Raw genomic sequence first — 13,576 nt, 5'->3', positions numbered from 1 at the left:
TCACTCGGTTGCGGCGCTGGCGCCCCCGGGCGTGACCCGGCAATCCACCCGGATCGGGTTGTCGCGGTCGCGCAGCCGGGCGTAGCTGCGACAGCTGCGGTCGCCGTCCACGGACTCGTGCACCACGACCGTGGTGTAGGCCTGCAGGATCTCCACGCGGCTCACTTCGCCGTCGGCATTCCAGTCCATCTGCCTGGGCTCGGTGCCATTCAGTCCGGCCACGCCGGCCCAGCGCAGGCCTGCGACCAGCAGCAGGATCAACGCGACCATCGCGAACAGGACCTTGCGACGGCCAGACAGGCGGGTGAAGCGGCTCAATCGATCCTCCGGATGATCGCGCCCAGCCCGGACAGCTTTTCCTCGATGCGCTCGTAGCCGCGATCAAGGTGGTAGATGCGGTCGATGGTGGTTTCGCCATCCGCCACCAGCCCGGCCAGGATCAGCGACGCCGACGCGCGCAGGTCGGTGGCCATCACCGGCGCGCCGCTGAGCGACGCCACGCCGCGCACGGTGGCGCGGTTGCCGTCGATCGCGATGTCGGCGCCCAGCCGCATCAGCTCGTTGACGTGCATGAAGCGGTTCTCGAAGATCGTTTCGTCGATGGTGCCGGTGCCTTCGGCCACGCAGTTGAGCGCCATGAATTGGGCTTGCATGTCGGTGGGAAAGCCGGGGTGCGGTTCGGTGACGATGTCCACCGCGCGTGGCCGTCGGCCCTGCATGTCCACGGTGATGCGGTCGCCGTCGATCGAAACGTCCGCGCCGGCGTCGGCCAGCTTGCCGATCACTGCATCCAGCGTGTCCGGACGGGCATGCGTCGCCACCACGCGACCGCGCGTGATCGCCCCGGCCACGAGGAAGGTGCCCGTCTCGATGCGATCGGCGATCACGTGGTGGGTGGCGCCATGCAGGCGCTCGACGCCGCGCACCACGATCCGCGGCGTGCCCGCGCCTTCGATGTCCGCGCCCATCGCCAGCAGGCAGTCGGCCAGGTCGACGATCTCCGGCTCGCAGGCGGCGTTGTCGATCACCGTGGTGCCCTCGGCCAAGGCCGCGGCCATCAGCACGTTCTCGGTCGCGCCCACGCTGACCATCGGGAAGGTGAAATTGCCGCCACGCAACCGGCGCGCCCGCGCCTTGATGTAGCCGTGCTCGACCGCGACCTCGGCGCCCAGCGCCTCCATCGCCTTGATGTGCAGGTCCACGGGGCGTGAGCCGATCGCGCAGCCGCCGGGCAGCGACACCTCGGCGGTGCCATGCTTCGCCAGCAACGGGCCCAGCACCAGCACCGAGGCGCGCATGGTGCGCACCAGGTCGTAGGGGGCGAGGTGGCTGTCGACGGTGCGCGGATCGACGCGGACCACGCTGGCCTCGCGGTCGTGGCCGATGCCAGCGCCCAATCCGCCCAGCAGGCGCGCGATCGTTCGCACGTCATGCAGGTGCGGCACGTTGCGGATCTCGACCGGCTCGTCCGCCAGCAGCGTCGCGCACAGGATCGGCAGTACCGCGTTCTTGGCGCCGGAGATCCGGACCTCGCCGTCCAGCGGCCCGCCGCCGGTCACCACGATCTTCTGCATCAGCCGCGCTCCTGCTGACGCACGTGCTCGTCGGGCGTCAGGGTCTTGAGCGCCAGCGCGTGGATCTCGCCGCCCATGCGCTCGCCCAGCGTGGCGTAGACCATGCGGTGGCGGGCCAGCGGCAGCTTGCCGGCGAAGGCCTCGCAGACCACGAGGGCCTCGAAATGCACGCCGTCGTCGCCCTGCACGTCGGCGCGGGCGCCGGGCAGGCCGTCTTCAATCAAAGTCTTGATGCGGTTCGCGTCCAAGGGGAATCCTGCTGAAGCGCGCATGAGTCCCGGCCGCCAAGCATCGCCCTCACGGGCATTTCGCGCCGGGAAGCGCCTAAAATGAACGGAATAGCCTAGCGGAAACCCCTGCGCCCGGATATGGCCGCACACGACGCCCACGCCATCCACGCCACAACGCCCGCCGACAGCGGGCGTCGCGTGTTCGAGGTCGAGGCCCGCGCATTGCAGGCCGTGGCCGCGCGCATCGATGGCGCCTTCACCCAGGCCTGCGAACGCATCCTCGCCGGGCGTGGCCGCGTGGTCTGCACTGGCATGGGCAAGTCCGGGCACATCGCGCGCAAGATCGCCGCCACCCTCGCCTCCACCGGCACCCCTGCGTTCTACGTCCATCCGGGCGAGGCCGGCCATGGCGACCTGGGCATGGTGACCGATGCCGACGTGGTGCTGGCGCTGTCGTACTCCGGGGAATCCGACGAAATCCTGATGCTGCTGCCGGTGCTCAAGCGCCAGGGCAACGTGCTGCTGGCGATGACCGGACGGCCGCAGTCCACGCTGGCACAGGCCGCCGACGTGCACCTGGACATCAGCGTGCCCGAGGAAGCCTGCCCGCTGCACCTGGCCCCGACCTCCAGCACCACCGCCTCGCTGGCGATGGGCGACGCGCTGGCGGTGGCCCTGCTGGAGGCGCGCGGCTTCACCTCGGACGACTTCGCGCGTTCGCACCCGGCCGGCGCACTCGGCCGGCGGCTGCTGCTGCACATCTCCGACGTGATGCACGTGGGCGACGACGTGCCCCGCGTCGGCGGCGATGCCACGCTGGACGAAGCCCTGCTTGAGATCAGCCGCAAGCGCCTGGGCGTGACCGCCGTGGTCGACGGCGACGGCCACCTGCTGGGCCTGTATACCGATGGCGACCTGCGCCGCACGCTGGCCGACCGCAGCATCGACGTACGCGCCACCCGCATCACCGAGGTGATGACCCGCGACCCGGTCACCATCGGCGCCGACGCGCTGGCGGTCGAGGCGGCGCGGCTGATGGAAACCCGCAAGATCAACGCGCTGCTGGTACTCGATGCGCAGCGACGCGTCGTGGGTGCGCTCAACATCCACGACCTGTTGCGCGCGCGCGTCGTGTGATCAGGCACATGGACGACCGTATTTTCCGCGAGATTCCCGCCGACCTGCTGGCCCGTGCCGCCAAGGTGCGGCTGGCCTGCTTCGACGTGGACGGCACGCTGACCGACGGGCGCCTGTACTTCGACGCCGGGCATCGCGAAAGCAAGGCGTTTCACGTGCTCGACGGACAGGGGTTGGTGCTGTTGCGACGTTCCGGGATCTCGGTGGCCTTCGTCACCGCGCGCACCAGCCAGGCGGCGCTGAACCGCGCCCGCGAGCTGGGCCTCGAAGCCCATGACGGCGTCAAGGACAAGCTGGCCTGCGTGGCGCAGTTGCGCGACCGCCTGGGGCTGTCGATGGACGAAGTGGCCTTCATGGGCGACGACCTGCCCGACCTGCACGTGTTGCGTGCGGTCGGGTTCGCCGTGGCACCGGCGAACGCGCACCCGTGGATCCGCGACGACGTGCACTGGATCACCCGCGCACGCGGCGGCGATGGCGCGGCACGCGAGTTCTGCGACCTGGTGCTGCTGGCACAGGGCAAGGTGGATGCACTGCTGGCGAGGGCACCGGCATGAGCTGGCGCTCCGCCCTGCTGCTGCTGCTGCTGGTCGGCGCGCTGGTGTCGGCGTGGTCCGCCTGGGTGCAGCGCGACGAGGTGGTCGAGGTGGAGGCCGGTCCGGTGCGCTCGGGTTACGTGCTGCATGACTTCGAACTGGTCACCCTGGACGCCGAAGGCAAGGAGTCTTTTTCGCTCAAGGCCCCCGAGCTGCGGCAGACGCCGGGTGCGCGCACCATGGAACTGACCACCCCGCTGTTCCTGATGCCCGACCACCACGGCAGCCATTGGGAAGTGCGCTCGAAGTCCGGCTGGGTCAACGAGGACAGCGACGAGATCCGCCTGCGCGGCGACGTGGTGGCGATCAGCCCGATGGGCGCCAGCCGCCCGACCACGATGAATACGGAGGAACTGGACGTCTTCCCCAACCACAACCTCGCCACCTCGTCCGTGGTCGTAACCACCACCTCCCCCGGCACTACAATGCGCGGGACCGGAATGCGCGCGCACCTGGCAGACAAGCGCATCGAACTCCTCTCCGAGGTCAGACTGAGACATGAACCGAATCGCCGCTAGCCTGCTGCTGGTTGCCGCCGTGGTCCCGGCCGGTGACGTCATTGCGCGCTCCTCGGACCGCAACCAGGCCATGGACGTCATCGCCAATTCCAGCGACTGCCGCATGGTCGACAACGCGCCGTGCATCCTCACGGGCAATGTCGAGATCAAACAAGGCACGCTGGACATCCGCGCCGCACGCGCCGATTTCACCATCCGCGATGGCGATATCCGCGTCGCGCAGCTGACCGGCTCGCCGGTCCGAATGACGCAGGAACTCGACGACGGCGGGCGCATGAACGCCACGGCGTCCCGTATCGACTACGACCTCGCGCAGGACACCATCGTACTGACCGGCAGCGCCAGCATCCAGCAGCCTGGCCAGGGCAGCATCGCCAGCGAACGCATCGTCTACAACACCCGGACCGGCCAGATCCAGGGCGGCGGCGGCGACAGCAACAGCCGCGTGCGCCTGCAGTTCCAGCCGCGCAACCGCCCTGACGCACCGGCCGGCAGCGGGAACGACTGATGCTGGTCGCCGAGGGGCTGCGCAAGCGCTACAGGCAGCGCGAGGTCGTCAAGGAGTTCGCGCTGACGCTCGAGGCCGGCGAGGTGGTCGGCCTGCTGGGCCCGAACGGTGCCGGCAAGACGACGTGCTTCTACATGATCGTCGGCCTGGTGCCGGCCGACGCCGGGCGCATCGTGCTCGATGGCCGCGACATCACCGCCGAGCCCATGCATACCCGCGCCAAGCGCGGCGTCGGCTACCTGCCGCAGGAACCGTCGGTGTTCCGCAAGCTCAGCGTGGCCGACAACATCATGCTGGTGCTGGAACTGCGCGACGACCTGGACCGCGCCGGCCGCCAGACCGAACTGGCCAACCTGCTGGACGAACTGCAGATCACCCATGTCGCCGACCAGCCGGGCGCCAGCCTGTCCGGCGGCGAGCGGCGCCGGGTCGAGATCGCCCGCGCCCTGGCCGGCAAGCCGCGGCTGATGCTGCTGGACGAGCCCTTCGCCGGCGTGGATCCGATCTCGGTCGGCGAGATCCAGCGGATCGTCGAACACCTCAAGCAGCGCGGCATCGGGGTGCTGATCACCGACCACAATGTCCGCGAGACGTTGGGCATTTGCGATCGTGCGTATATCCTGAACGAAGGTGGCGTGCTCGCGCAGGGGGCTCCGGACGCGCTGCTGGCCAATCCGGACGTGCGTCGCGTCTACCTCGGGGAATCCTTCCGTCTGTAGGCACATCGCGTCCGGCCCGGGCTTGGGAAGGAATCGATGAAGGCACGCCTGCAGACATCGCTGGGGCAACACCTGGTCCTGACGCCGCAGTTGCGCCAGGCGCTGCACCTGTTGCAGCTGTCCTCGCTGGAGCTGGAAGCCGAGATTGCCGAGGCGATCGAAACCAACCCCCTGCTGGAGTGGCAGGACGAGGACGAGCACGCCCATCCGCCGGCCGCCGACCAGCGCGGGGCCGACGACGGCCGCGGCGAGCGCGAGACAGAACGCGAAGCCCCCGACGCCTGGGACCCCGCCGACGGCGAGTGGTACGAGCGCAGCGGCTACGACGGTACGCCAGGCACCGGTTCCGGCGACAGCGACGGCGAAGACGCGGCCCATCGCGTGGCCCAGACCGATTCGCTGCGCGACCACCTGTCCTGGCAGCTGCAGATGGGGCCGCTGTCGCCGCGTGACCGCGCCATCGGCGCCACCCTGATCGACGCGATCGAGGACGACGGCTACCTGCGCGAATCCTTCGACGCCATCGCCGAGGCGCTGCGGCCCGACATCGAGGCCGACCATGGCGAGATCGGCATGGTGCTGCGCCAGATACAGCAGTTCGACCCGGTCGGCGTGGGTGCCCGCGACCTCGGCGAATGCTTGTGCCTGCAGCTGCAGGCGCTGCCGGACGACACGCCCGGGCGCGCGCTGGCGATGCAGGCCGCCAAAACCCTGATCGACCGCCTGCCCAAGCTGGGCACCACCGGCCTGGCCGAAGCGCTGCGCTGCAGCCACGCCGATGCCGACCACGCCCTGCAACTGCTGCGCTCGCTGGACCCGCGTCCAGGGGCCCGATACGGCGAACTGCCGGCGGACCACTACGTGGTGCCCGACGCCGTGATCACCCGTCACAACGGCGTCTGGCGTGCCACGCTGGCCGGCAGCCACCATTCGCGGCTGACCATCCACCGTGGCTACGAACGCATGATCCAGCACGCCAGCGAAGGCGACGCCGGCTACCTGCGTGGCCGCCTGCAGGAAGCGCGCTGGCTGCTGAAGAACCTGGAGGCGCGTGGCGAGACGCTGATGAAGGTGGTGCAATGCCTGGTGCGCCAGCAGTCGGGCTTCCTCGAGTTCGGCGGGCGCGCCCTGCGGCCGCTGACCCTGCGCGAAGTGGCCGCCGAGATCGGCATGCATGAATCCACGGTGTCGCGGGCGGTGGCGCGCAAGTTCGTGCGCACCCCGCGCGGCACGCTGGCGTTGCGCGATTTCTTCGCATCGGGCGTGGAGATCGAAGGCGGGGGCGGCGCCTCCAGCGTGGCGATCCAGGAAATGATCCGCACCCTGATCGACGCCGAAGATCCACGCAAACCGCTGTCCGACGCCCGCCTGGCCGAATCGCTGAAGGCCTCCGGCGTGCCGGTGGCGCGGCGCACCGTGGCCAAGTACCGCGAGGCCCTGAACATCGCCGCATCGCACGAGCGCGTGCGCATCGCCTGACGCCGGCCATCGGCCGTCGCACGCCGCGGTGCACTGCGTTAACCTCTCTTCAACCTTCGCGCCCCCCGAATGCGCGATGCTGGCGACTCCACCAAGGAGGTTCCGATGCAACTCGAAGTCCATGGACACCAGATCGAAGTCACCCCGGCGCTGCGCGATTACGTCGACAGCAAGATGCAGCGCATCGACCGCCATCTCGACCAGCCGTTCCAGGTGCGCGTGCAGCTGGGGCTGGACAAGCCGAACCACAAGGCGGAGGCGACGGTGACCCTGGCCGGCAAGACCGTGCACGCCGATGCCACCGCCGTCGACATGTACGCCGCCATCGACCTGCTGGCCGACAAGGTCGATCGCCTGCTGATGAAGCATCGCAAGAAACAGGTCGACCACCATCGCGGCGAGAACCCGGTCCGCGACGGCAGCTTCGGCTGACCTCGCCCGCCGTGCCGGCATGCCCTGGGCCGAACTGCTCGCCGCCGACCGCATCGTGCAGCTGGTCGACCCGGCCTCGCGCGACCACGTGCTCGACGCCGCTGCGCGGCTGCTCGGCAGCGGCGCAACGCTGGCCACGCCAGCCATCGCCGCGGCACTGCGGGAACGAGAAACCCTCGGCAGCACGGGCATCGGCCACGGCGTTGCCATCCCGCACGCACGTGGCGCGATGTTCAACGCGCCACGCGGTGCCTTCCTGCGACTGACCCGACCGGTGGATTTCCCGACGCCGGATGGGCAGCCGGTCGACCTGGTGTTCGCGCTCTGCGCACCCGAAGACCTGCCGGACGTGCACCTGCAGCACCTGGCCAGCATCGCCGAGCGTTTCGCCGACCGCGGCTTCGTGGCGGCGCTGCGCGACGCGCCCGACGTAACGACGCTCCGGCGCCGGCTGCTGGGCGACGACCCGCCGGCCGCCACGTTCAGGATCGAGTGAGCCGATGAACGCCAGCATCACCGCCAGCGACCTGTTCGAACAGCAGCAGGAGCGCCTCAGCCTGCGCTGGGTGGCAGGCCAGGAAGGCGCGCGACGCGTGCTGGAAGCGGTGGAGACGGTTGCCCGGCGTCCCTCGCTGGCGGGGTACCTCAACATCATCTATCCCAACAAGGTGCAGATCCTCGGCACCGAAGAACTGGCCTGGCTGGACGGGCTGGATTCGCGCCTGCGCTGGGAGACGATCGAGAAGATCATGCAGTACAGGCCGTTGGCGCTGGTGATCAGCAAGGGCCAGTCCTGCCCCGAGGACCTGCGCGAGGCCGCGGAGGAATCGCAGACGCCGCTGTGGCTGTCGCCGCGGCGCGGACACGAGTTGCTCAACCACCTGCAGTACCACCTGGCGCGCTCGCTGGCGCCGCGGGTCACGCTGCACGGCGTGTTCATGGAGGTCTACTCGATTGGCGTGCTGATCACCGGCGAGTCCGGCTCGGGCAAGAGCGAACTGGCGCTGGAACTGGTGACACGCGGGCACCGCCTGGTGGCCGACGATGCGCCCGAGTTCACCCAGATCGCGCCGGACGTGCTGGACGGATCGTGCCCGGAGCTGCTGCAGGACCTGCTGGAACTGCGCGGGCTGGGCGTGCTCAACATCCGCCAGATGTTCGGCGATACCGCGGTGAAGCGGAACAAGTACCTGCGCCTGATCGTGCACCTCGGCCGTCCCGAGCAGGATGGCACCAGCCACGAGGACGGCATGGTGCGCCTGACCGGCGACCTCGGCGTGCGCCGGGTGCTGGACCTCGACGTGCCGATGATCACCCTGCCGGTGATGCCCGGCCGCAACCTGGCGGTGTTGACCGAAGCGGCCACGCGCACCCACATCCTGCGCGCAAAGGGCGTGGACCCGGCGGCCGCCTTCCTGGCACGACACTCGCATTTCCTCGAATACGGCAGCGGCACCCCATGAGCCAGCACGATCCCTCCACGACCGCACCCTCGCTGCTGATCGTCACCGGCATGTCCGGCGGCGGCAAGTCGGTCGCGCTGAACACCGTGGAAGACCTCGACTACTACTGCGTCGACAACCTGCCGGCCGAACTGCTGCCCGATTTCGTGCGCGCCGCCGCGCATCCCGAACGCGCGCAGCAGCGGCTGGCGGTGGGCATCGACATGCGCAGCCGCGGCGACCTGGCGCATTTGCCCGAGTGGCTGTCCGCGGTCGGCGGCATGGGGCTGGACCCGAAGCTGGTGTTCTTCGATGCCGACGACGGCATCCTGCTGCGTCGCTACGCCGAGACCCGTCGCCGCCATCCGCTGACCCACCTGGGGCTGGCGCTGGCCGATGCGATTGCGCTGGAGCGACAGGCGCTCAAGCCGCTGCGCTCGCTGGCCGACGTGGTCATCGACACCAGCCAGCTCAACGTGCACCAGTTGCGCCGTCGCGTGATCACCGAGCTGGGCCTGGGCATGGACTCGGCGCTGTCGCTGCTGTTCGAGTCTTTCGCCTACCGACGCGGCGTCCCGGCCGACGCCGACTTCGTGTTCGATGCGCGCATGCTGCCCAACCCGCACTGGGACCCGCGCCTGCGACCGCTCTCGGGCCGAGACGCCGAGGTACGCAGCTATTTCGGCGAACAGGCCGACGTGGGCCATTTCGTGCAACAGGTGTCGGCCTTCCTCGACACCTGGCTGCCGCGGATGCAGGCCGACACCACGCGCAGCTACGTCACCATCGCCTTCGGCTGCACCGGCGGCCGCCATCGCTCGGTGTTCCTTGCCGAAACCCTCGCCGAACATGCACGGGAACGCGGCTGGGGCGAAGTGGCCACCTACCACCGCGAACTCGACTGATCCCGGCGATCGCCCGGACCGCCGTCGCGGCGCTTCCGGGATGTCGCATGCGTCTGCTAACTTGGCGGCATGTCCGTCGGCATCCTCCTCGTCACCCACCCCGGCATCGGCAGCGCGCTGGTCGCGGTGGCGACGGCCATGCTGCGCGGCAACCTGCCGCTGAAGGTGGAAGCATTCGAAGTGCCGTTCGACGGCCAGCCGGACACCCTGCTGCCGCAAGCCAGTGCGGCGTTGCGCCGTGTGGACGGCGGCCAGGGCGTGCTGATCCTGACCGACCTGTACGGCGCCACGCCCAGCAACCTGGCGGCGAAGCTGTCGCGCATCGGCACGTCCTCGCGCCGCGTGTCGGCGCTCAACCTGCCGATGCTGCTGCGGGTGCTGAACTACGCCGAATTGCCGCTGGAGGAACTGCCGGCGGTCGCCGCCGCCGGTGCCCGCAATGGCGTGATCCATGACGACGCCTGAAGGACTGCCACGATGATGGAACGCGAACTGCTGGTCGCCAACAAGCTGGGGCTGCACGCACGCGCCACCGCCAAGCTGGTGCAGGTGCTGTCGGGCTTCCGCAGCAACGCCACCCTGCTGGCGAAGGGACGGGAGGTGAACGCCAAGAGCATCATGGGCGTGATGTTGCTGGCCGCCGGGCATGGCACGTCGGTATTGCTGCGGCTGGACGGCGAGGACGAGGCCGCCGCCATGGAAGCCGCCGCCGCGCTGTTCGAACGCAAGTTCGACGAGGACGCCTGATGCGACGGGCCGGGCCGCACCGATGAGGAAGGCGCTGGCCGGGCATGGCGCGTCGCGCGGGAGCGCATTGGGCCGCGCCCGCGTCCGCCAGCCGCACGCGCTGGAAGTCGCCGAGGAACATGTCGCCGCCGAGGCGGTCGAATCCGAACTGATCCGCCTCCACACCGCGATCGATGCGGTCCGCGTGGAAATGCGCAACCTGCGCACCAAGCTGCACGGCGCACTGGTGCACGAGGTGGGCGAGTTCCTCGACATGCACGCCCTGCTGCTCGACGACCCGGAACTGCTGCAGGGCCTCGATGAACTGGTGCGCACCGGCCGCTACGGCGCCGACTACGCCCTGCGGCTGCAGCGCGACCGCCTGGCAGCCGTGTTCGAAGGCATGGACGATGCCTACTTCCGCAGCCGCATCGAAGACATCGACCATGTCATCGGCCGGGTCCACGCGGCGCTGCACAAGCGCGAGGCCGACCTGCAGGGCGTCGCCGGCGAGGTGCTGGTGGCGGACAACGTGGCGCCGTCCGAGCTGGCGCAACTGCAATCACAAGGGGTGATGGCGGTCGTCACCGCTGGCGGCAGCGCGCTGTCGCACACCGCCATCCTGGCCCGCAGCCTGCACCTGCCGCTGGTGATCGGCGCAGCGGATGCCCTGCAGCTGGTCAACGACGGCGACGTGCTGGTGGTGGATGGCACCAGCGGCGAACTGGTCGTCGAACCCGACGCGAAAGACCTGCGCGCGCATCGTGCCCGCATGCGCGACGAAAAGCGCGAACGCAAGCAACTGCATCGCCTGCGCCGCGAACCTTCGCGCACGCTGGACCAGCACGACATCAAGCTGTTCGCCAACGCCGAATCACGCGAGGACGTCTCCGAAGCGCATGCCCTCGGTGCCGCAGGCGTGGGCCTGTACCGCACCGAGTTCCTGTTCCTGCAGCGCGACACGCCGCCGGACGAGGACGAGCAGTTCCGCGCCTACCGCGACGTGGTGCTAGGCATGACCGGGCGCATGGTCACCATCCGCACGCTGGACATCGGCGCCGACAAGGTGGATCGCGCCGGCATTGCGCCGTCCGGCGAAGCCAACCCTGCGTTGGGCGTGCGCGGGCTGCGCCTGTCGCTGGCCAAGCCCGGGCTGTTCGAAACGCAGCTGCGCGCGATCCTGCGCGCCTCCGGCTACGGGCCGCTGCGCATCCTGTTGCCCATGGTCACGTCCTGCGAGGAAATCCGGCTGGCGCGCACCTACCTCGAACGCGTCGCCGCTGAACTGCGGGCGGAAGGATTCGAGATCGCCGACCATGTCGCGCTGGGCGCGATGATCGAAGTCCCGGCGGCCGCGATTGCACTGTCGGGGTTCATCGGCGCGGTCGACTTCATTTCGGTCGGTACCAACGATCTGACCCAGTACGTCCTGGCCGCTGACCGCGGCAACGATGCCCTGGCCGACCTCTACACGCCGCTGCACCCGGCGATGGTGAAACTCCTGCATGGCGTGATCCGCACCGCGAAGTCGCGCGGCAAGCCGGTCGCGGTCTGTGGCGAGATGGCGGGCGATGCACTGTTCACGCCATTGCTGCTGGCGCTGGGGCTGGAGGAATTCAGCCTGCATCCGGGAACGCTTCTGGAAGTGCGGCGCGCCGTGCGGGCAAGCGAGCTGTCGTCGCTACGCGCGTCGGCCCCGTCCCTGCTACGCGCACGCGATCGTGCGGCGATCGAACGCTGGCTGGCGAAAGCCACGACGCATTGAGGTAGCACGAGGCACGGCCGTGGCCGTCGGGATCACTGCCGCACGCCGGTCAGCGCATGCATGCCCTGCAGCCGATGGTAGGCATCCGCAGGCGCACGGGCGATAATGCGCGCATGAACGTCTGATCCGGCGCGCCCGCCGCACGGCCCGCCACCCGCCACACCGGAGCCGCGCATGGCCGAAGCCGTCCGCCACGACAAGACTGCGCGCCAGCTGCGCCTGCTGTCCGACGCGCTGGACAGCGGCCGGCTCGGTCCGGTCCGGCGGCTGGTCAACACCCTGGCGCCGGCCGAGATCGGCAACCTGCTCGAATCCCTGCCGCCCGGCAAGCGCATGGTGGTCTGGGGCCTGGTCGATCCCGAAGACGACGGCGAGGTGCTGGTCCACGTCGGCGACGAGGTGCGCGAAAGCCTGATCGCGGACATGGACCAGGACGAACTGGTCGCCGCGGTCGAAGACCTCGACATCGACGACCTGGCCGACCTGGTCGAGGACCTGCCCGACGCAGTCATCGACGAGTTGCTCAGGTCGATGGACCGCGAGAACCGCGAGCGGCTCGAACAGGTGCTGTCGTACCCGGAAGATACCGCCGGGCGATTGATGAATCCCGACGTGGTGACGGTGCGCGCCGATACCACGGTGGACGTGGTGCTGCGGTTCCTGCGCCTGCGCGGAGAACTGCCCGACCACACCGACCACCTGTACGTGGTGAACCGCCGCCACCAGCTGATCGGTTGGGTCGCGCTGCAGGACCTGGTGACCCACGAACCGGGCACGCCACTCAACAAGCTGATCGACGACGAACTCGACTCGATCCACGTCGACGAATCGGCCGAACAGGTCGCACGCCTCTTCTCCGACAACGACTGGGTGTCGGCACCCGTGGTCGATGACGGCAATGTGCTGCTCGGCCGCATCACCGTCGACGACGTGGTCGACATCATCCGCGAGCAGGCCGAGCACCAGGCGCTGGGCGCCGCCGGCCTGGATGAGGACGAGGACCTTTTCTCGCCCATCCGGCGCGCCGTGCGCGGCCGCGTGGTCTGGTTGGGCATCAACCTTCTGACCGCGTTCATGGCGGCGTTCGTGATCGGCCGGTTCGAGGCGACCATCGAGCAGATCGTCGCGCTGGCGGTACTGATGCCCATCGTCGCTGGCATCGGCGGCAATGCGGCGGTGCAGGTCCTGACGTTGATGGTGCGTGGCCTGGCGCTCGGGCAGGTGGGCTCCAGCAACGCGGGCATCCTGCTGTGGAAGGAAATTCGCGTCGCGCTGATCAACGGTCTGCTGATCGGTGCCCTCGTCGGACTGGTCGCGCTGGTCTGGTTCCACGACTGGCTGCTGTCGCTGGTGATCGCCACGGCGCTGCTGATCAATTTCTGTTCGGCTGCGCTGGCCGGGGTGCTGGTACCGCTGCTGCTCAAGCGCATGCGGGTCGATCCAGCCGTGGCCGGGACCGTCGTGGTCACGGCCGTCACGGACATCATGGGATTCTTCAGCTTCCTCGGCCTGGCCACCCTGATCATCCTGCGCTGACCGTGACTG

The 13,576-nt window shown here is 69.3% G+C and carries 17 protein-coding genes; 14 read left to right on the top strand and 3 right to left on the bottom strand.

From position 1 onward, the window contains the following. Genes E2F46_RS04320 through E2F46_RS04310 form a run of 3 tightly spaced genes read right to left on the bottom strand, consistent with a single transcriptional unit; the run spans window position 1 to window position 1,822 of the window. Complete coding sequence (locus tag E2F46_RS04320; protein ID WP_243720294.1) at window positions 1-318, bottom strand: EF-hand domain-containing protein; 318 nt, start codon at window positions 316-318, stop codon at window positions 1-3. Then, complete coding sequence (murA, locus tag E2F46_RS04315) at window positions 315-1,574, bottom strand: UDP-N-acetylglucosamine 1-carboxyvinyltransferase (RefSeq protein ID WP_133320839.1); 1,260 nt, start codon at window positions 1,572-1,574, stop codon at window positions 315-317. Before murA ends, E2F46_RS04320 begins: the two co-directional genes overlap by 4 nt. Then, on the bottom strand, window positions 1,574-1,822 hold the full coding sequence (locus tag E2F46_RS04310; RefSeq protein ID WP_133320838.1) for a BolA family protein: 249 nt from the start codon (window positions 1,820-1,822) through the stop codon (window positions 1,574-1,576). Before E2F46_RS04310 ends, murA begins: the two co-directional genes overlap by 1 nt. Window positions 1,823-1,942: 120 nt before the next feature. Between E2F46_RS04310 and E2F46_RS04305 the strand changes: the two genes are divergently transcribed. The 14 genes from E2F46_RS04305 to mgtE all read left to right on the top strand — a co-directional run bounded on the left by E2F46_RS04305 (window position 1,943) and on the right by mgtE (window position 13,567). Then, window positions 1,943-2,941 carry a KpsF/GutQ family sugar-phosphate isomerase gene (locus tag E2F46_RS04305; protein WP_133320837.1) on the top strand — a complete coding sequence of 333 codons (999 nt, stop codon included), beginning with the start codon at window positions 1,943-1,945 and terminating at the stop codon, window positions 2,939-2,941. Between the two features lie 8 nt (window positions 2,942-2,949). After that, window positions 2,950-3,498, top strand: a complete 549-nt coding sequence (locus E2F46_RS04300; RefSeq protein ID WP_133320836.1) for a KdsC family phosphatase — start codon at window positions 2,950-2,952, stop codon at window positions 3,496-3,498. Further along, window positions 3,495-4,055, top strand: coding sequence for an LPS export ABC transporter periplasmic protein LptC (gene lptC / locus E2F46_RS04295; RefSeq protein ID WP_133320835.1), 561 nt, complete (start codon window positions 3,495-3,497; stop codon window positions 4,053-4,055). Before E2F46_RS04300 ends, lptC begins: the two co-directional genes overlap by 4 nt. Next, a complete protein-coding gene (gene lptA / locus E2F46_RS04290; protein WP_133320834.1) occupies window positions 4,036-4,563 on the top strand; it encodes a lipopolysaccharide transport periplasmic protein LptA in 528 nt (175 codons plus the stop codon). The genes lptC and lptA overlap by 20 nt, the downstream gene beginning before the upstream one ends. Further along, entirely contained in the window at window positions 4,563-5,282 is a 720-nt protein-coding gene (lptB, locus tag E2F46_RS04285; RefSeq protein ID WP_133320833.1) for an LPS export ABC transporter ATP-binding protein, read from the top strand. The genes lptA and lptB overlap by 1 nt, the downstream gene beginning before the upstream one ends. Window positions 5,283-5,318: 36 nt before the next feature. Next, complete coding sequence (locus tag E2F46_RS04280; protein ID WP_133320832.1) at window positions 5,319-6,761, top strand: RNA polymerase factor sigma-54; 1,443 nt, start codon at window positions 5,319-5,321, stop codon at window positions 6,759-6,761. 105 nt (window positions 6,762-6,866) lie between these two features. Then, the gene (gene hpf / locus E2F46_RS04275; protein ID WP_133320831.1) at window positions 6,867-7,193 is read left to right on the top strand and encodes a ribosome hibernation-promoting factor, HPF/YfiA family; all 327 of its coding nucleotides are present in this window, start codon (window positions 6,867-6,869) and stop codon (window positions 7,191-7,193) included. A 19-nt stretch (window positions 7,194-7,212) separates the two neighbouring features. Beyond that, window positions 7,213-7,689: a PTS sugar transporter subunit IIA gene (locus tag E2F46_RS04270; protein WP_133320830.1), complete on the top strand. Its 477-nt coding sequence runs from the start codon at window positions 7,213-7,215 to the stop codon at window positions 7,687-7,689. Window positions 7,690-7,693: 4 nt separating this feature from the next. Beyond that, entirely contained in the window at window positions 7,694-8,656 is a 963-nt protein-coding gene (gene hprK / locus E2F46_RS04265; RefSeq protein WP_133320829.1) for an HPr(Ser) kinase/phosphatase, read from the top strand. Further along, window positions 8,653-9,540, top strand: coding sequence for an RNase adapter RapZ (gene rapZ, locus E2F46_RS04260; RefSeq protein ID WP_133320828.1), 888 nt, complete (start codon window positions 8,653-8,655; stop codon window positions 9,538-9,540). The genes hprK and rapZ overlap by 4 nt, the downstream gene beginning before the upstream one ends. A gap of 69 nt (window positions 9,541-9,609) precedes the next feature. Next, entirely contained in the window at window positions 9,610-10,005 is a 396-nt protein-coding gene (locus E2F46_RS04255; protein ID WP_133320827.1) for a PTS sugar transporter subunit IIA, read from the top strand. A gap of 12 nt (window positions 10,006-10,017) precedes the next feature. Next, complete coding sequence (locus tag E2F46_RS04250; RefSeq protein WP_133320826.1) at window positions 10,018-10,287, top strand: HPr family phosphocarrier protein; 270 nt, start codon at window positions 10,018-10,020, stop codon at window positions 10,285-10,287. Between the two features lie 22 nt (window positions 10,288-10,309). After that, window positions 10,310-12,031 carry a phosphoenolpyruvate--protein phosphotransferase gene (gene ptsP, locus E2F46_RS04245; protein ID WP_133320825.1) on the top strand — a complete coding sequence of 574 codons (1,722 nt, stop codon included), beginning with the start codon at window positions 10,310-10,312 and terminating at the stop codon, window positions 12,029-12,031. 174 nt (window positions 12,032-12,205) lie between these two features. Next, window positions 12,206-13,567 (top strand): magnesium transporter, encoded by a 1,362-nt coding sequence (mgtE, locus tag E2F46_RS04240; RefSeq protein WP_133320824.1) that lies wholly within the window; start codon window positions 12,206-12,208, stop codon window positions 13,565-13,567. Window positions 13,568-13,576: the final 9 nt, after the last annotated feature.

The sequence above is a fragment of the Luteimonas aestuarii genome (genome assembly GCF_004357985.1).
In the GTDB taxonomy this organism is placed as follows: Bacteria; Pseudomonadota; Gammaproteobacteria; order Xanthomonadales; family Xanthomonadaceae; genus Luteimonas; species Luteimonas aestuarii.
Note: the sequence above shows the minus strand (reverse complement) of the source record. Positions and strands in the feature narration are given on the sequence as shown.